The sequence below is a fragment of the Bernardetia sp. Wsw4-3y2 genome (assembly GCF_037126295.1).
Taxonomy (GTDB): domain Bacteria; phylum Bacteroidota; class Bacteroidia; order Cytophagales; family Bernardetiaceae; genus Bernardetia.
Map to the genome: position 1 here is coordinate 3,601,347 of NZ_CP147017.1, position 18,525 is coordinate 3,619,871.

The 18,525-nt window shown below is 31.2% G+C and carries 17 protein-coding genes; 7 read left to right on the top strand and 10 right to left on the bottom strand.

Annotated elements, in window-relative coordinates:
• The first annotated feature begins 138 nt into the window (after positions 1-138).
• Together V9L05_RS14710 and V9L05_RS14715 are read left to right on the top strand one after the other, a co-directional pair.
• Positions 139-339, top strand: coding sequence for a KTSC domain-containing protein (locus V9L05_RS14710; protein WP_338792474.1), 201 nt, complete (start codon positions 139-141; stop codon positions 337-339).
• A 228-nt stretch (positions 340-567) separates the two neighbouring features.
• Positions 568-1,434: a hypothetical protein gene (locus tag V9L05_RS14715; RefSeq protein ID WP_338812620.1), complete on the top strand. Its 867-nt coding sequence runs from the start codon at positions 568-570 to the stop codon at positions 1,432-1,434.
• Between the two features lie 100 nt (positions 1,435-1,534).
• On the opposite strand, the gene V9L05_RS14720 is transcribed toward V9L05_RS14715, so the two are convergent.
• Both V9L05_RS14720 and V9L05_RS14725 read right to left on the bottom strand, forming a co-directional pair.
• Positions 1,535-2,788 carry a proline dehydrogenase family protein gene (locus V9L05_RS14720; RefSeq protein WP_338812621.1) on the bottom strand — a complete coding sequence of 418 codons (1,254 nt, stop codon included), beginning with the start codon at positions 2,786-2,788 and terminating at the stop codon, positions 1,535-1,537.
• Positions 2,789-3,056: 268 nt separating this feature from the next.
• Positions 3,057-4,157, bottom strand: a complete 1,101-nt coding sequence (locus tag V9L05_RS14725) for an AI-2E family transporter (RefSeq protein ID WP_338792471.1) — start codon at positions 4,155-4,157, stop codon at positions 3,057-3,059.
• A gap of 166 nt (positions 4,158-4,323) precedes the next feature.
• Between V9L05_RS14725 and V9L05_RS14730 the strand changes: the two genes are divergently transcribed.
• From V9L05_RS14730 to V9L05_RS14745, 4 genes are all read left to right on the top strand, one after another.
• Positions 4,324-4,482 (top strand): hypothetical protein, encoded by a 159-nt coding sequence (locus tag V9L05_RS14730; RefSeq protein ID WP_338792470.1) that lies wholly within the window; start codon positions 4,324-4,326, stop codon positions 4,480-4,482.
• Between the two features lie 188 nt (positions 4,483-4,670).
• Positions 4,671-5,441, top strand: coding sequence for a VWA domain-containing protein (locus tag V9L05_RS14735; protein WP_338812622.1), 771 nt, complete (start codon positions 4,671-4,673; stop codon positions 5,439-5,441).
• 143 nt (positions 5,442-5,584) lie between these two features.
• Positions 5,585-6,493: a peptidyl-prolyl cis-trans isomerase gene (locus tag V9L05_RS14740; RefSeq protein ID WP_338812623.1), complete on the top strand. Its 909-nt coding sequence runs from the start codon at positions 5,585-5,587 to the stop codon at positions 6,491-6,493.
• Positions 6,494-6,673: 180 nt separating this feature from the next.
• Positions 6,674-8,026 carry a peptidylprolyl isomerase gene (locus tag V9L05_RS14745; RefSeq protein WP_338812624.1) on the top strand — a complete coding sequence of 451 codons (1,353 nt, stop codon included), beginning with the start codon at positions 6,674-6,676 and terminating at the stop codon, positions 8,024-8,026.
• 184 nt (positions 8,027-8,210) lie between these two features.
• On the opposite strand, the gene V9L05_RS14750 is transcribed toward V9L05_RS14745, so the two are convergent.
• Positions 8,211-9,311 (bottom strand): TIR domain-containing protein, encoded by a 1,101-nt coding sequence (locus V9L05_RS14750; protein WP_338812625.1) that lies wholly within the window; start codon positions 9,309-9,311, stop codon positions 8,211-8,213.
• 159 nt (positions 9,312-9,470) lie between these two features.
• The gene (gene tyrS, locus V9L05_RS14755; protein ID WP_338812626.1) at positions 9,471-10,796 is read right to left on the bottom strand and encodes a tyrosine--tRNA ligase; all 1,326 of its coding nucleotides are present in this window, start codon (positions 10,794-10,796) and stop codon (positions 9,471-9,473) included.
• A 246-nt stretch (positions 10,797-11,042) separates the two neighbouring features.
• Here tyrS and V9L05_RS14760 point away from each other — a divergent pair, with 246 nt between their 5' ends.
• The gene (locus tag V9L05_RS14760) at positions 11,043-12,326 is read left to right on the top strand and encodes a CAP domain-containing protein (RefSeq protein WP_338812627.1); all 1,284 of its coding nucleotides are present in this window, start codon (positions 11,043-11,045) and stop codon (positions 12,324-12,326) included.
• A 143-nt stretch (positions 12,327-12,469) separates the two neighbouring features.
• Here V9L05_RS14760 and V9L05_RS14765 read toward each other — a convergent pair whose 3' ends face one another.
• From V9L05_RS14765 to V9L05_RS14790, 6 genes are all read right to left on the bottom strand, one after another.
• Positions 12,470-13,147, bottom strand: coding sequence for a DUF1684 domain-containing protein (locus V9L05_RS14765; protein ID WP_338812629.1), 678 nt, complete (start codon positions 13,145-13,147; stop codon positions 12,470-12,472).
• Positions 13,148-13,226: 79 nt separating this feature from the next.
• Positions 13,227-14,456, bottom strand: a complete 1,230-nt coding sequence (locus V9L05_RS14770) for a serine hydrolase domain-containing protein (protein ID WP_338812630.1) — start codon at positions 14,454-14,456, stop codon at positions 13,227-13,229.
• A gap of 17 nt (positions 14,457-14,473) precedes the next feature.
• Positions 14,474-15,628, bottom strand: coding sequence for a pepsin/retropepsin-like aspartic protease family protein (locus tag V9L05_RS14775; RefSeq protein ID WP_338812631.1), 1,155 nt, complete (start codon positions 15,626-15,628; stop codon positions 14,474-14,476).
• Between the two features lie 21 nt (positions 15,629-15,649).
• Complete coding sequence (locus V9L05_RS14780) at positions 15,650-16,390, bottom strand: hypothetical protein (RefSeq protein ID WP_338812632.1); 741 nt, start codon at positions 16,388-16,390, stop codon at positions 15,650-15,652.
• Positions 16,391-16,460: 70 nt separating this feature from the next.
• Positions 16,461-17,138 carry a hypothetical protein gene (locus tag V9L05_RS14785; RefSeq protein ID WP_338812633.1) on the bottom strand — a complete coding sequence of 226 codons (678 nt, stop codon included), beginning with the start codon at positions 17,136-17,138 and terminating at the stop codon, positions 16,461-16,463.
• A 33-nt stretch (positions 17,139-17,171) separates the two neighbouring features.
• Positions 17,172-18,488: a hypothetical protein gene (locus V9L05_RS14790; RefSeq protein WP_338812634.1), complete on the bottom strand. Its 1,317-nt coding sequence runs from the start codon at positions 18,486-18,488 to the stop codon at positions 17,172-17,174.
• Positions 18,489-18,525 lie beyond the last annotated feature (37 nt).

The window sequence follows — 18,525 nt, forward strand, 5'->3', positions numbered from 1 at the left end:
AAAAAATATGAAAATGGAATGATTTCTCAAAAAAAATACTTATATTAATAGACCATTAAAGTAGTATTTTGCTTTAACTCGGAACTTAGCCATTAGGAAAAATAATTTCTTTATCCTTTACTCTAAAATCACACAACCATGAGACATTTCCCATTTTCTTATCAAACAATTCGTTCTGCTGTTTATAATTTAGCAGAAAAAACTCTTGAAATTGAGTTTAAAGACGGTTCTTCTAAACGTCTTCGTGATATTACACCACAGATTTATACACATTTGATGAATCGTTCGCTTTGTGAAAAGTTGCTTTCAAAGTTTAGCAAAGAATTAAGCGCAGAATAATATACTATTAATTTTGATTGATAATTTTAAAAACAGAAAAGTCTTTATTAGAAATAATCTAGTAAAGACTTTTTTTATTTGACCTTCTTTTTTATACAGCAATTAAGACAAGATAAATAATCATAAAATGTAAAATTTACTTACTTTTTTGTATTTTCGAAAATGCAATAGCTAACAAATGTCTGTTTGTTAGTCAATTCAGAATAAATAAAGTAAAAATATAGATTTATGCACACTCATATAATACAAAATCCTAGACATAAGGCATTTCTTGATGAAAATAGAAGTGACCCAATTACTGGCGACGATATAAAAGAAGGCGATGAAATTGTGTTTTGTGCTGTTTGTAAATCTGCTTTTTTAAAAGATACGTGGCTTTATTTAGCTAAGACACATTGCAATCAAAGCGAAACATTAGGAAAATTTCCTTCAAGTGAAAAACTAGAAATTAGTGGAGTTACTCGTCCTCCTTTGTATGTGATTCAATGTAATGACAAAATTTCTAGTTCTTATACGAATGAGTTTTCAAATGAAACAGATAATCATTTTATGAATCAGCCAGTAGTTGTTGATGAGCGTTCATTTTATCAAAAAAACACTTTTTCTATTTGGGTAATTTGTATTTCTGCTGTTTTGATTCTTCTGACAATGATTAAAGGAGTTGCACCACTTTCAATAGGAATTACATTTGTGGCAATTATGACCATAGGAATAAAATCCATGTTTTTTAAAGACAAAAAACTATTTGCTCCCTCTAAAAAGAAAAAAGAAATTGAAAGTATAGAAATTCATTCAAAACATATTTCAATTCGATTCAAGGATACAAAAAAAGACGTTAGGATTATTTTGAAGTCTATTTTGGCAATTAATTTAATTTATTCTAGTAGCTCGTATAGTTTACAAGTTGTGAAGAAAGGAAATAAAATCTATGATTTTTCAACTTCACTAAATACTGTTACACAAATTAATCAACTGCTTCATAGTTTGGTTCAGTTTGATGAAAAAGTCAATATTTTTGTTAGAAATCTGCCTTATAACGACCGTGTAAAACTACGAAAGTGGGAAACAGAAAATGAAAACGTACTTTTGTATTGATGAATAAACGACAAGTTAAAACCCTATTCAATTTATAATTCGGACAATTTTTTTTAATTGAACAGAGTTTTAACTCTGTTTATACTTAACTTATCTATTTTTATGATTTGATTTGTCTTACTTGTTTTCTTCGTTCTATTTCTTTCTGTATCAATAAATATTCTCTACTGGTTTGTCCTGCAATGGCTGTATTTTCGTCAGCTCTTCGCATTAAGTAGGGCATAACATCTTTTACTGCACCATAAGGAACATATTTTGCTACATTATATCCTGCTGCTGCCAAATTATTTGACATATTATCACTCATTCCATAAAGTTGTGCAAAGTAAAAACTAGGGTCATTTTTTTCAATATTGTGAGAATCCATCAAAACAACAAGTGAATAACAACTCAGTTCATTATGAGTTCCTGCACAAAGAGCCATACGATCTCTATTTTCTACACAAAATTCCATTCCTGCATCAAAATCTCTATCTGTACTTAATTTATCGGGTTGGATGGGATCTGGATAGCCTTTTTCTTGTGCTCGTTTGCGTTCTTTTTCCATATATGCACCACGAACAAGTTTTGCTCCTACATAATAATTTCCCTCAACTGCATTGTGATAAGCTGTTTTTAATTTTTCAAGTCTATCAACTGTATACATTTGATAGGTATTATAAATGAGAGCTTCTTCCTTATTGTATTTTTGCATCATTTGATACGTCAAATCGTCTATAGTTTCTTGAAACCAAGTTTCCTCTCCATCTATAAAAAGACGAACATTATTTTGATAAGCTGTTTCACAAATTTCGTTGAGTCGTTTATTCAAATTTTCCCAATTGATTTGCTCTTCATTATTCAAAGGCTCTTTTGCTTGTATTTTTTCCAAAATTTTGGAATGTCCAATACCTGTAATTTTAAAAACACAAAAAGGAATATTTGTGTCTCCTTTTGCTCTTTCTATGGTTCTGATAATTTCATTTTTTGTTTTCTCAAAACCTGTTACAGATTTTTCACCTTCTACTGAATAATCTAGAATTGTCCCAATTCCTGCTTGAGAAAGCTGGATAACGGTTCGTTCGCTGTCTTCAATAGTTTCTCCACCACAAAAATGTTCGAAAAGAGTATTTTTTACAACAGGTTTTACAAACGGCATTTTAATCTTGAAAGCCAATTTTAAGAGAGGCGTTCCCGACCCTACAAGTGTAGGGTTATTCATTGTCCAAAAAAGAAGATTCATCTTTTTTAAATCAAAATCTGAACGAGTAGCAAAAGCTGTTTCTGTGTCATCAAAAGAAACGTGCTGTTTTGCCATCTGAATAATCTCTAAAGCAGACAAATCAGACAAGTTTGTATTAGGTTGTGTATCCATTTTGGTCAGTTCTCAGTGAAGAATTGCTAGTAAGCAGACTAGCAAATCGTCAAATTATTTTTTTATGATATGTAATTTTTAAATTCAAAATTTATCTAGGAAAACTAACTTTTGATTTCCTAAAAAACACTAACTTTTGTTGGTATTTTAGCGAAGTGACACCACTAAATAAATGCACAAAGCCATTAGTTTTGTTACTCTTCAGGTCTGTAAAATAACTCAGAAGTATGATTTTGATTATTTACTATCTATCCTTTACAGTTTATTTCTAACTTCTTCCGAAAATTCTATATTCTTTATATCCTTTCCAAAATTCTAAAGCCATAACTCTTAAAATAGTATAGACAGGAATAGCGAAAATCATTCCCACAGCACCAGCCAAAGCTGCTCCCATAAAAACAACACTAAATATTTCTAAAGGATGTGCTTTTATACTTCTTGAAAAAATGATGGGTTGAAGCAAAAGGTTATCAGAAAGTTGGACTATCAAAAATACAATAATTACTTTGATTGCTAAAATAGAAAATGCAGTATCTTGAGTTTGTTGAAGTTGAGTAGAAAGCGAAACAATAAGACCAAAAGAAGCTCCCAAAATAGGGCCTATATAAGGAATTAGATTGGCAATGGCTGCAAAAATAGCAATTGTAACAGCATATTTTACTTCTGAAACAATAAGTCCAATCGAAACCAAAGTAAAGATAGAGAACATCTGAATTAGCAGTCCGAAAAGGTAATTGGAAAGTAGTTTTTCAATTTTATAAATAGCACTTATCGAAACTTCAAAATAAGCATTTGGAATCAGTGCAATTACATTTCTTCTAAAAAGTCCTTTTTCGTAGAGCAAAAAGAAAGAAATAAAAAGTACTGAAATTGTTCCTATAAAAATATTACTTGTCGTTGAGAGAATCTCATTGATAACATTTCCAATTTTCATTTCTACAAAAAAAGAGAAAAAATAGTCTTGAATTCCATTCATCAAAAAACCTTTTTCTTCTTTTACCCATCTTCTTTCTATTAAAAAATTCTCTATATAATCAATAGGAGAAACAATATTTTCAAAAAGGGAGTTGTAATCTAGAGCTGAAATAAATTCTATTTGCTCAGAAACTAGTGGAATAAAAAGCAGAACAAAAAGAGCAATAATGCCAGCAAAAATAGAAAAGGAAAGCATCACAGCAAAAGCACGAGGCAATTGAATCCCTGCAATCTGAATCTGACTAATATAGTTGGTGGGAGTTTGAAGAACAGCACTAAAAACCATGGCAACTACGAAATATCCTACAATAGTAGAAAAGAACCAACTAAAAATACCTAGAAGAACTAAAATTGGAAGAACTATTAGGTAAAAAATAACTAAGCGTCTTATCATTTTTTGATTGCGTTTTTTTTACAAAAATACAGATTAAATCAACGCTAATTTACTATTAATAAAAAAATCTTTGAAAAAATCAGATACAAAATACTAACTTTTTCTAATTTGAGTGTTTTTTAGCTAATTTGTAGAAAATTATTATGTGCTTAAAGTTTTATTAGTTATGAAAAATAATAAACAACGACCTTTTATTCTATCCCAAAAAACAATTCGGACATTAGCTTTACTTTTTGTGGCTTTACTTACTGCTGGAACAGTTCTTATTTTGGGAGGCTTTGAAGTAAACTGGAAAGATGCATTGGAAGGTCTATTGAAAATGTAAATTAATTTAATGATTTGAGAAAACTAAGACTAGTTATGACTACTTCGGATTGATTTTTGAATTAAAGTATCACTAATTTAAGTCAATTTTTTATTTGTAAAATCCTAATTTTATTTAAATATTTTATAAATTTGACAATTCATTTCTTCCTAATCTATTCCTAGTTTACTACTAAAAAAAACTATTCAATGACATATTCTAATTCTTTACAAAAATTCATACAACAATTGGTTGTCTCTTCTTTTTTAGCCATTTGCTTTTTATTCTCTTTTATAACTCATTCTTATGCACAAGATGAAGCACCAACAGATAGTGTTTTAACAGAAGAAGTAAAAGAAGAAATTGTTTTAGAAGAACACATGGATATTATTTTGGCGATTGATGTTTCTTCATCTATGAAAGTAGAGGACGTAACACCAACCCGACTAGAAGCTGTAAAATCGGCAGCACAACAACTGATGAGTGTACATGCAACAGCACGTTATGGTATTGTGCTTTTTGCTGGAGAATCTATGATTTATGCTCGCTTGGGTGATCAAGAAGTCGATTTGTATCAACTTTTAGAGCAAATTACGACTGATTTGGTAGATGGAACAGGAACAGTACTTGGAGAAGCTCTTGATACTTCAATCAAAGAGTTTGAGCGTGTAGGTTCTACAGATAGAAAAATTATTATCTTTAGTGATGGTGCAACTTCTGAAAGTGACAATATTTTCAAACGTGCTTTACTTTTGGCTAGTAAGCGTGACGTAGAAGTGTATGCAATTGGTGTTGGAGGTGGAGGAGAAGCTGCCATTACTACGCCTGATCAAGAGCATATTACTATCAAAAGTCCTTATAATGATGAGTCTTTGAAGCAAATTAGTATTTTTACAAATGGAAAATATTATCACGCAGAAAGTTTTGAAGAGATGAGTAAGATAGCTGAAGAAATATCTCTTCTTCTTAATTCTAAATAGAGCTAGGATGGACTTCTTGACTGTTTGAAGAAATTTGTCACGAATCAAATTTATTTTTCGTAATTTTGCATTCTTATATTTTAAACCCTAAGGGTCTTTAAAGATTCTTAGGGTTTTGAGTTGAGTACAACAAATAGCAAATTATGAGTGATAATAGATGTAGAGTTATTTTCTCTATGAAAGGAAATAATTTTTTAATTATATTTTTATTTTTGACAAGTTTTATTTTTTCTTGTCAAGAAGCAGAAACAAAAGAAGAAATAACAGGAACTCCTGTGGCACAAGTAGGAGAGAGTTATCTATTTCAAGAAGAAATAACAGAACTTTTACCTCCTAATTATAGCCAAGAAGACAGCACAAATATTGTAAAAAGATATGTTGATAATTGGATAGAAAGAAAACTTTTACTCAAAGAAGCAGAATCTAAAAGTGGCATTGACCAAAAAGAATTAGAAGAACGATTAGAAGATTATAAATATCAACTCTTGGTTCATGCTTACAAACAAAACTATGTCAATGAATATTTGGATACACTTGTTACAGAGCCTCAAATAAGCACATATTATGAAGAAAACAAAGCAAATTTTGAATTGAAACAGCCTATTGTAAAAGCTTATTTTGTAAAAGTAAAATTAAATACACCTCAAACTCAATTAGATGATCTCCGTAAATGGATGCGTTCTGATTTAGAACCTAGCTCAGACGAAACTGAGAAATTAAAATCATATAGCTATGGTTTTGCAGCAAGTTATTTTCTGCAAGACGATAAATGGTTACCTATTTCAGAACTTGTTGCCAATACGCCTTTTGATAGAAATTTATTACTTCAAAAAAATAAATTTGTAGAAAGTGAAGACGCAGCATATTATTATTTCTTAAAGATAAACGATTTCAAAATTCAAGACCAAGTTTCTCCATTAGACTATGTCAAAAGTCAAATTATTAGTGTAATTCTGAACAAAAGAAAAGTAGAGTTACAAAAGGAACTTGAAACAAAAGTAATGGACAGAGCAAAAGAAAATCAGGACTATAAAATTTTTGTGGTAGAATAAAATTATTTTTTTGCTACAAAAACGCCTTGTTTTACGTACTCCCTTTGGTTAAGCCCTCAATGAAACTTTACTTTCATTGAACTTAGGATAAATATTAAAATTTGCTTTTGTTGGTATTTTAGCGTAGCCAAGCCAACAAATACACAATAAAAACTAAACATCAATTCACTAATTTTATATATGAACAATTTCAAAATCAAATTTTCTACTTTTTTACTCTTACTAGGATTTTGTCTGATTTCTACAACTAGTTTTTCACAACAAGTAGCAGACAAAATTATCGTTAAGGTAGATAATTATATCATTCTGAAATCAGAATTAGAACTTTCGTATCAAAACTATTTAAGTTCTCAAGATGGAAAACAAGACCCAAATGCAAAATGCGAAATCTTGCGTCAACTTCTTTTTAATAAAGTAATGTATGCTAAAGCAGAAATAGATTCTGTTATTGTCTTAGATGCACAAGTAGAAAGTGAAGCGTCAAATCGTCTTTCTATGATGGTCGAACGTGCAGGTGGTGATGAGAAAAAACTAGAGGAATATCTAGGCAAATCTTTAGCTGATATAAAAGAAGAGCTTTTAGAACCTATCAAAGAACAGCTAACTATTCAAAAAATGCGCTCTGAAATAACAACAGATGCAAAAGTAACCCCTTCACAGGTTCGCAAATTTTATAAATCTATCCCTCAAGATAGCTTGCCATTTTTGCCAGCAGAATATGAAGTAGCTCAAATGCTAGTTTATGCAAAGGTAAGTAAGCAAGAAAAAGACAGAGTAAGAAAACAGCTTTTAGATATTCGTACACGTATCAAGGCAGGAGAAGATTTTGCAGCTCTAGCTAAAGAATTTTCTGCCGATTTGGGTTCGGCTGCTCAAGGTGGAAACTTAGGCTATAGAGAACGTGGAGAACTTGTTCCTGAATATGAAGCAGCTTCTTTTGCTCTTAAACCAATGGAGATTTCAGAACCAATTGAATCAGAATATGGTTTTCACTTGATTCAGCTTTTAGAAAGACGTGGAAATTTGATTAATACTCGTCATATTCTCATTCGCCCAAAACCGAGTGCTGAAGATATGGTTTATACCAATCATTTTGTTGATAGCCTTCGTAATTTGATTATAAAAGATAGTTTGACATTTGCAAAAGCTGTATTTGAGCATTCAGCTGATAGAAGTTCGAAAAATAATGGTGGACGTATTTTGAGTCAGCAAACAGGAAGTTCGAAGCTAGTAGCCGAAGATTTTGATTATAATACATATTTGATTTTAGATACAATGAAATTAAAATCAGTTAGTCAGCCTTTACCATTTAGAAGTCCTGATGGAAAAGAAGCTGTTCGTCTTTTGTATTTCATAGACAAAACAAAACCTCACCAAGCAAATTTGAATGATGATTATGAAAAAATCTATCAAGCAGCTTTAAATGACGAAAGAGCAAAAATGCTTGACGAGTGGTTCTTTACAGCCATAAAAGAACTTTATATTGATATTGATGAAGATTACAATAAATGTAATCTTATAGAGGGAATTTAATTTTTGAAGTCGTTGGTAGAGACACCGAAAACGGCTAAATTGTAAGTGATAAAAAATGGTTTCAAGTATTTTGCTTGAAACCAGTTTTTTATCCTCGTTGACGGCTGCATTTGAGCCTCAACGACGGTTTACTTTACTATTTCAACCGTCAACAAGGTGTTGCCGTCGTTGAGGATTTCGAATATTACTTTATATCATCACAAACTTTCTGCATTCCTGTTTCAAAATTATTCATACTTATTTTTCTACAAAGAGAATTTTTTAAACGTCCTACTATTTCAGCTAAATTAGTTTCTAGCTTTCTATAACGAGTACGCTTATCTTGCAAATGTTCGATTCCAATATTTTCTTTTCTACATTCGTCAATCTCTTCATCAATTTCTTGTAGTTCTTTTCTAACTACTTTCATACTTTCTCTAACAAACGAATGTCCGAAGAAAGAATCATCTTCATAAACAGCAATAAATTTTTTATCAGCTAATTTTTCTCCTGCAAAAGTAAGCACACTTTCCATCGCTACCCACGCAGAAAGTAAGCTATTTTCTGAAACCAAAGAAAGCGTAATATCATTTTCTCGCACACATTTTTCAATAAATGTTTTTATGTCTTCACCTGATTTCATTGCTTCTGAATCTATGGTAACATCAATTTCTTGTTTTCTCAAAAAGTCTTTTACTCTATTGGCTAATTCCTTGTCTTTGTGATTGTAGGAAATAAAGACAGAGGTTTTCTTTTCTTCCTTCAAACTATCTTTCATTTCCTCTTGTGCTTTTTGAGTTTTTGCATCTAAATCGTTCAATTCTGAATTAGAAGGATTCTCTTCTCTTAATTTTTGGATTTTCTGACGATAATTTTCTAAATCTATTTCCTCTTTTTGTAATTGCTTTTTTAATGCAAATTTTTGATTTCCACTTGCTATTCCTAATTCTTCTTGTAAAAATTCCTTTTTTTCTAAAATTAAATCAATCGCTTTTCTGATTCCTTCAATTTCTTTTTCTGTTCCATAAGCCATAGTTTCAGTAGTTTTTTGAGGTGTAGTTTTATGATTTTGTTCAATAATTGGAACAACTTCTTTAATTTTAGAGCTATTTAAAAATATTTGTAATCCTTGAACTTGCATAGGATTAGGCGCAAATCCCATATTTATTTGATGCAAAATATTCATTTTGATAGTAGAATATTGATTATACGGATTTTCTTCAAAATACAAATTCAAATAATCAAATAATTCTTGAAACTTTCCTGCTTCAACTTGTTTTTTTAGTTGTGTTATTTTTTCTGACATAGGTGTTGGAACTTTACATTGATGAGTATTACAAATCATGTGGGTTTTTAGAAAGAAATTTAAGAAAAATACTCATTTTCTTTTAAAAAAGCCATAAAAAAACGGTTTCAAATTATACTATAACTTGAAACCGTTTTTACTTTATTACTTATTCAGAATTTACTTATTTACACAAATCAAATAATAATTTTTCTTTCCTCGCTGAACAAGTAAGTATTTATCTTGTAAGAGAGCAAAATTAACTTCCATTACTGGGTCAGCAATTTTGGCTTTATTAATGCTTACTCCTCCTCCTTTTATCATTTTCTTTGCTTCACTTTTTGATGCAAAAATTTCATCTTTCGCAATAGTTGATAAAAGTTCAGTTACATTTTCAGCTTGATGATATTCATCTAAAGAAATATGAATTTGTGGTACATCTTCAAATATTTCTAAAAGTGTTTTTTCATCAGTTTGTTGCAACTTTTTTAGAACATCTTTTGAAAACAAAATTCCTGATGCCTCAACAGCATTTTCATAGGCTTCTTGACCGTGAACTCGTACAGTTACATCTTCAGCAAGAGCTTTTTGAAGAATTCTTTGTCCTTTATCTTTATTATGTTCGATTTCTAGACTTTCAATAGTTTCTTTATCTAAAAGAGTAAAGACACGAATCAAACGAGGTGCAACATCATCATCTGCATTGAGCCAAAACTGGTAAAATTTGTAAGGTGAAGTAAGATTTGGATCAAGCCAAACATTTCCACTTTCAGACTTCCCAAATTTTGTTCCATCTGCTTTTGTAACTAAGGGACAAGTAACTGCAAAGGCATGTTCTCTAGTATCGTCATTATTATCACTTTCGGCATTACTTATTCTTCTGATTAATTCTGTTCCTGAAGTAATATTTCCCCATTGGTCAGAACCTCCCATTTGAAGTTTGACACCATGGTTTTTATACAAATGATAAAAGTCGTAGGCTTGGAGTAATTGGTAAGAAAATTCTGTAAATGAAATTCCTGTTTCAAGGCGTGTTTTGACAGAATCTTTTGCCATCATATAATTGACCGACAAATGCTTTCCGACATCTCTCAAAACCTCTAAAAAGCTAAAGTTTTTAAACCAGTCGTAATTATTTACTAAAACGGCTGCATTTTCTCCTTCAAAATCTAAGAATTTTTGAAGTTGTTCGCCAATACATTTTTCATTATGACGAAGTGTTTTTTCATCTAAAAGATTACGTTCAGCAGATTTTCCTGAAGGGTCGCCTACCATTCCTGTTGCCCCACCAACGAGCGCATAAGGTGTATGTCCTGCACGTTGTAAGTGAACCAAAAGCATTATTGTTGCTAAGTTTCCGATATGCAACGAATCAGCAGTAGGGTCAAAACCAATGTAGCCTGAAATTTTGTTTTCAAGCAAATGTTTTTCTGTGTCTGGGGTGCTGTCTTGTAACATGCCACGCCAGCGAAGTTCTTCTATAAGGTTGGGTATTTGTTTTTCCATAGTACAAAAATAGAAATTCGTTTAATTAAGTTCCTATTTTTTTGAAAAAGAATAAGAAATAATTTTTTGAGTAAACTTTTTTGTGTCTTAAAAACAATTTTCACTTCAGCCTTTGTTGGTGTTTTAGCGTAGCGACACCAACAAATACATGCAAACTAATTTTTAAATAACTTCAATTCTAAAATCAGCTTTTCTTTGGCAATAAAATTGAAAAGTAGATAAATACATCAAAAAAATAATTCAATTATGAGAAAACCATTTTTATTTGTAGTATTTGTGTTTTTTATAGGATTTTTTGGGATTGCTAAAAATTCTTTTGCCCAATGTGACGAGTTCAAAAAATGGATTCCTGAATGGAAAGAGCAAAAATACAGTTCAGCCAATACAGCACAATATGCAGATTACTTGAACGATGAAGAAAAACAGTTTTATTATTTTTTGAATCTGATGCGTCTAAATCCACCACTTTTTGCTGAAACTTTTTTAGACAAATGTACAGATTGGAATAGCACAAACTCACTCGGTTATGTAGTAATGTTTGGAAAAGATACAAAGACATTGGCTAGTGAACTCAAAAGATTGCGTCCACTTCCTGTTATTTCTCCGATGAGAGAAGAATGTATTTTGGCGGCATGTTATAATAAAGAGGAAAAATGTGAAAACTTCCAAGTAAGTGGAACTTCTTCTTCTATGTATTATGAAAATACAGGAATGCGATTGTTGATGTCAATTTTGAAATCTCAGTCCAATAGTCAAGCAAAACAGATTTTACTTTCTAATAAAACAGATTATTTTGGAATTTCTATTCTTCCTACACTAAAAAAAGGTGAAACTTCTGCTCGTTTGACAAAATTTGATAAAAAAGTATTAGAAATAAAAGAAAATCAAAGTGGCGATGAAATTATAGAAGATTACACAGAAAATGTAAATGAATCAAATGAGACTCTAGGAATAAAACCTTACCAAAAAGAGTTTCAAGAAGTAGTCCCAGAATGGAAAAATGCAAAGTATACTATAGCCTACACAGCTCAAAGTACAGATTATCTAACCGAAAATGAAAAGTTAGTTTATTATTATCTCAATTTAGCTCGTCTTAATCCTCCTCTTTTTGCAGAAACTTTTTTGGTGAAATATAAAAAGTGGAACTCGTATGAAAATTTGAGTTTATCAGATTATTATACAGGGTCACTTTACAAAACAATGAAAAACATGAAACCTGTGGGCGTACTTTCTCCTCAAAAAGATTTATTTGAAAGTGCAAGATGTCACGCCATTTCTTCAGGAAAAAAAGGATATGTTGGACATACACGTCTTCCAAACTCGGGTTGCAAATCAAAATTTGCTGGCGAATGTTGCTCGTATGGACAATTTGATGCACTTGAAATTGTAATGCAATTACTCGTCGATTCAGGTGTGCCGAGTTTGGGACATAGAAAAATTTGCTTGAGTGGAAGTTACAAAACATTAGGTGTTTCGGTGCAACCTCACAAAACCTATCGTTTTAATAGTGTTTTAGACTTTGGGAGATAACTAGAGATTAAGGAAAGTTCTAGTTTAAAAAAATTATACTTTTAGTACAAATTGTATTTGTATTCTCTCTAAACTCTTCATTTCTCTGTGGTTCAAGTGTATTTTGCACTCGCTATGTCCCTTTGCATTCTCTGTGTTTAAAATCAGTCGTGATTTTCATAACTCACACCAGCCAAAACCTTCACATCCAAATGATTTTCCTTTGGTGGAATTGGACAAGAGTATTTCTTATTATAAGCACAATACGGATTATAGGCTTTATTAAAATCAATTGTAATTTTATCTAGTTCTTGTCCGTCTGCTGCTTCTCTTTCTGGAATTTTTAAATCAATGTAACGCCCCCCATAATACGATTCTTGTCCGTTGCTCAAATCTGTAAAAGGCAAGAATAAATAATCTTCGTACTCTTCTTGTTGTGTCAAACTTTCACTTTGATAGACATTTAGTGTATGTCTTTTTCCATGCAACTCAAAACTAACTTCTCCAAATTTTTGATAAATTGGTTTCCTATCTGTCGTCGTTTGCATTTCGAAAGGCTTGCCATCAGTTGTTCTAACAAAATCAGCTTCTACTTTATAGCTTTCATCAATTTTGAAAAAAGGTAAGGATTTGAATTTCTTGCGCTTACTTGCTTCTAAAGGTGATTCTTTAGAATCTTTGTAGCTTATATTCATTTCTTCCTGAAACAGTTTTATTTGAGAAACATAACTCATTTCTTTAGAATTATCACTTGTAATTGCAGTTTTGGAACTTTGACAAGATGAAATAATAAATAAAGCCAAGAGTAATGAAGTAAAGGAAGACGAAATTATCTTTTTCATTATAATATTTTTATAGATTTTAGTGAAAGACATATTCTACAAAAATATCTATTTTATTCGAACTTCAAATAATAAAAAATTATTCAGAGGACGATAAGTAAGAAGATATAGCCGATTTTATTTGTCTAGCCGATTGATTATATACTGTTTGCGTTTCTTCAACGGAAGCATCACTATTAGTCAGTAATAAAAAACCCTCTGGTTTTTCTTTTGAAAATTCTAATAAACAAGTCGTACCAGGGTCGCTTCCACTATGCTGCAAGGTATTATTATTGTGTACCCAAAAAACTCCGTGGTTGTTGTGAGCTTGTAAAATTAGTTTTTCTTCTGCTAAAAGAGGGGAAAATAAAGTTTCAAATCCTTCTGATGAAATTATAGATGCTTCTGAAAAATGAAAGCCTTTTATCATTGCCACTAAAAATAAACTAAGCTCCTCATTTGAGGTAAATACAGAACCGTCTGGATAAGAATCATTTCCATATCTAGGCAAAGGTGTATTTTTATCAAAATATAAAGTAGCCAACTGAGTTTCTGACAAAGAAGGAAAATAAGTGCTTTTATTCATCTCTAATGGTTCAAAAATCTGTTCTTCTAAAAATTGATGATAAGGCTGATTTGCTTTTATTTCAATTAAGTATGCCATCAAAGAAGAAGCAAGGTTAGAATATGCCCATTTTTCTCCAGCTTTAGAATTTGAAAATGCGTCAAGAGAATAGTTGATACCACTTGGATAAAAATAATTTGAAATCAAACTTTCTAAAGACTTTTTATTTCGCTGTTCAATTCCCATAAAATTTTGCAACAAGACTGCTCCTTCTGTGTTTATATTTTCGCCATTTTGAATATAATACGCATCAAAATAGGCTTCTGAAACATCCAATAATGAAGAAGTATGAGTTACCAAATGACGAATTTTGATAATATCATTTGGGTTATTAGGATTTATAATTGGATTTGTTAGAATGCTATTAATATCTGTTTCCAAATCAAAATAACCTAATTCTATTGCTTTGACGGTAGCTACACCCAAAACAGTTTTACTAATTGAGGCAATGGGTTGTAATGTTTGATTGGTATAAAATTCATTGTTTTCGATGTTTTTATGCCCAAAAGAATTTTGATAAGCAAGTTCTCCATTCTTCACAATTGCTAAAGAAAAAGCAGGAAGTTGAGATTCATTATAGACTTCTTGTAAGTATTCTGTAAGCTCTTCATTTGAAGTAATAGGAGTGATAGTTTCATCTTCTGTGCAGCCAAATACAATTAGAGAAAAGAAAGTAAGTAGGGTAAATAAATTGTGTTTTTTCATTTTTAATTAATTGAAGATTAAGGAAATAAATTTATTTTATTGTCATTTTTGAGTTCTAAAACTAAAGTATCGGCTTCAAACATTTTTTTAGCATTCATTATGTAATCACAATGCGAAGAAAACAAATCTTTTGGCTTACGATTATTAACGGAAAGGACAGTATCGCCCAACTGTAAATCTAATTCTGAATTGGTACGATTGACAACCCAAAGCGAATCATTGAGTATTCCTAGCAAAAATTTTGTTGGAGCTTCGATTTTTACTTCTTGTTGAGGTTGGAGTAAAATTTTATCCTTATCATAATCAATACAAACTGTAAAATGCTTCAAAAACTCGTTTCCTAAAAGTGCTTTTCCGATAGCCGAAAACTCTACCAACATTTCTGTCTGATAACCTCCTATTTCTACTTTTAATTTCTTTACAATAATTGAATCTGTATTTGAACCATAAATTCCAGAAGTAGATTTATCCAAAATAATTTGTGTTTCGGCTGTTTCAAAATGCTGTGCTAAAGACAACGGCAAAACCAAACTACTATTAAAACCAACATCAAAAAGTACGTTTTCGACGGTTTTATCGCCTAGTTTTAGATTAATTTTTGGTGTTCCAGACAAAGTAGGACTGTCAAAAGGTAAGGTATAATGTTCTCCATTTATAGAAAAAGGCGTATCTGAAAAATAAAGTTTTTGATTTTGATAATCAATTTTCCAATGCGCCAGTTTCATTAGATTTGCTCCAATAATTCCGTATTTGGCAATACAAGGACTAGCCGATTTTTCAGAATAGATGACCTTTCCTGCTCCAATTTTATAAAAAGAAGTTTCTCCAAAAGTTATTGAATCCAAACGAGTAACTTCAATTTCATTAGAAATACCTTGTGCTGTCGAATTTGATTTGGTAGTAACTGTTTCTAAACCTAAATCTGTTGCTAAGTTATTTTCTACTTTACTATTAAACGCTCCTGTATCAAAAATAAATTCACGCAAAACAGTATCAGCATTTAGCTTGGCTTTTACGACAATCAAGTCTTTTTTGAGTTCGAAAGGTACTTCTTGAACAAAGTTTTTGGCTTTCAATTCTCCTCCTGAAAGTAATCCTACGTTTTTAATGTAGGAACAAGAAGTAGCAAAGACAAGCAATATTAAAAGTAAAGTATATTTGTAATTTATCATTGTTTTTTAATTAGATTTAGGTTAGAGTATCAATTTCTTAAATCGGTATTTCCCAAAAAAGCCTTCCTTCATTTGAAGCACACGGTGTGTAGATTTATCAATCCAAAATTCACTTGATTGATATTCTGAATAAATTACTTTTACTACCCAACAATCCATTGAGTTATTATTCAATGAAATTTCCTCACTTCTATCTACCCAATATTTGTAATATTTAGGAGGCGTTTTTGAGGCAGGATGATAAAAACTAATCGCAAATTGCTTATCCTCTTCCAACGGCAATGTAGACAAAACTTCTAAATCTAGTTCCCAATTGAATGAATATTCCAAATCATTTATTTCAAAAGGCAAAACATTATGTTGTGTGGTATCAGAATCTGAGTACATTTTATTTTCTTCGTAGATAAAATGCTTTTTTTCGATAAGTGTCTTTTCTTCACTCACATCTTGATGAAAGACTTTTTCACTCAAAGTACGTAGCTTTTTATCAAATGTAATGAGATACTTATGGAAATTATTTTTATTATTAGAATGTCTTGTCCAGTGAAGTTGATAGGTATTTTCATTTTTGGAAATTGTTCTGTCCCAAATTTCAAAGTTTGATTTATAAATAGAGTCTTGAATATAGAAGATATAAGAAGTTTGATTTTCTTGAAGTTGCTTAATTTCTAACACATCAGATTGTGTATTTACAGTATCTATTTGTGCTTTAAGTGGATTCAAACAGAGAAAAACCAAAATAAAAGAAAGAATATATTTCATTGAAAACTGAGTTTTTGAGTTGAATTAATAAATAATTTTAAATGTATAAAGTGAGAATAAGAAACTTAGATTAGATAGTAGGTTTTTGAAATTTTTTCTCTACTTGGCTTGTCCAATAAATTAGGATAGGAACACCAATAAGAGGAGGCAAAGCAAAGGCTACAAAAGGATTCATCAAATCGAAGCGAGAAACTACTGTCGCTGAAAAAGCCGTAAACGTAGCAATATAACCTCCCATCATATTTCCGATATGGGCTGTGTACCAATGATAATGCTCTTTGGGACGGATAATAAAAGACTTCAAATTGGTATAAGAAATCATAAAACCACCAATCCCAAAACCCATAGAAAGCAATGCCCCAGCTAGATTATGATTTTCTCTCAAAAGGTAATACAAACCTATTCCGATAAAAATAATATTAGCAAGTCCATTGATAATTCCTGCTGCCCAGTCGTACCATTTTGGGTTTTGGTCTTTGTGTAATTTCTTTAAACTAAGAAAGCGAACACCAGAAAAAACGCTGTAATAACTCAAAAAAGCTATCAAAAACAAGAAGCGATTAAAACGATAACCAGCTACGATAATTCCAGTAAAGAAAACTAAAGTCATTGCCCAGAAATAAATTTTACCCGAGTATTTGTGCCACTTTTTGCCCTTTTTAGACAAAATAGCAACTGCGCCACTGATTAGAGAAATGCTTCCCACCAAGACGTGAAAAAAAAGTGTGTATTGAACGAAGTCTTTCATAATTTTTTGATTTTTGTATAAGAATTTTCTGAGCTATTTATAAAAACCTTTCTTCGCTTTTCTAAAATTGATAATGCGATTGGGATAGATGACAAACTGAATAAAATTAAACTCAAACTGATCCACTCTTGATTTTTTCCCTCCCACATCATTAATTTCTTGAAAAGGATAATAGCGCAGATTAGTACGCAACACCCAAGTATCTAAAGGTGAAGGCACAATGTCCCAACCGAAGATAATTCCAGGAGAAAACATTTCTGTTCTTGCTATTTCACCTTGTTGTGTGTTGTTTCTAAAAAGTCCAGTAGCCCATTTTTCGGAACTAATACTTGCCCCAACAAAAGGAACAAATCCGTTGTAGTCAAACAAAAATTTGTAGGTTTCGAAGGCAATGGATTGTCTTCTGATAATATGTTCTAAGCTATAACTAATGGCTTTTGAAGAATAATTGCGATAACTAAAACCTGTGTGTAATTTAGCTTTGTAGAAAAAATAGCCTACTCCGATGTCTAAATTAAAACTTGCTTTATGAAGAGGTAAAGATTCTAATTCTTCTGAAAATTTAGGTGATTGTAGAAAGAAAGCCGAGCTAGGCGCAATTCCTATCGAAAAGCTATTTAGTTTTCGTTTGGCTGCCAAACTTGCCGTAACTTCTTCCATTTTTCCCGATTCTGTTGGCTTTTCTTCTTTAATTGTAGTATCAAAATATCTCACTACACCTAAAGACAAATAAGTTTTGGGAAGTTCGAAGGTGTTTCTTTGAGTTTCACTACTATAAAAAGTCTTCTTGTTGTTGGCTAGAAACATTGCTTCGGCATTGATTTGCCAACCTTTTAGAGCAAAAGAAAACCCTCCTAATGGCATCGGTGTAATAAAACCATCGTAACGTTTTCCTTGGGTATCATTTCCCAAACCTAGTGAAGAAAAATCTAGGCAAACCCCCATATAGGGACGAAGTTTTTTAAATTCCATTCGCCAAGGATAATATTTTGCACTTAGACTTCCTGCCGAACGGTACTCTACCTCTCCGTTATTTTGAAGTTTTGTACTTCCTAAATTGGTCAAGTAAAGTGTCATATTAAAATCTAACTTTCCCCAAAAATGCAGTCCTCCAAGAGTAAGATGAGGCATAATAGCAGTAGGAAATTCTTGTTCTTGACCTTGCCAAATTAAGCTACCCGATGCAGGAACAATTTGTGTGTTAAATCCAAAGTAGGATTGAGCAAAACGATGTTGAGATTTTTTTTCTATATAAACTTGTGCATTACTAGAAAGTGAAAAAACAAGTGAAAAAACAAGTGTGAAAATAAGCAGAAAAATAAGTGAAACTGATAGTCTATATTTTGTCATTGGTGTATTTGTTTTTAGTGATTTTTTAAAAACTTAT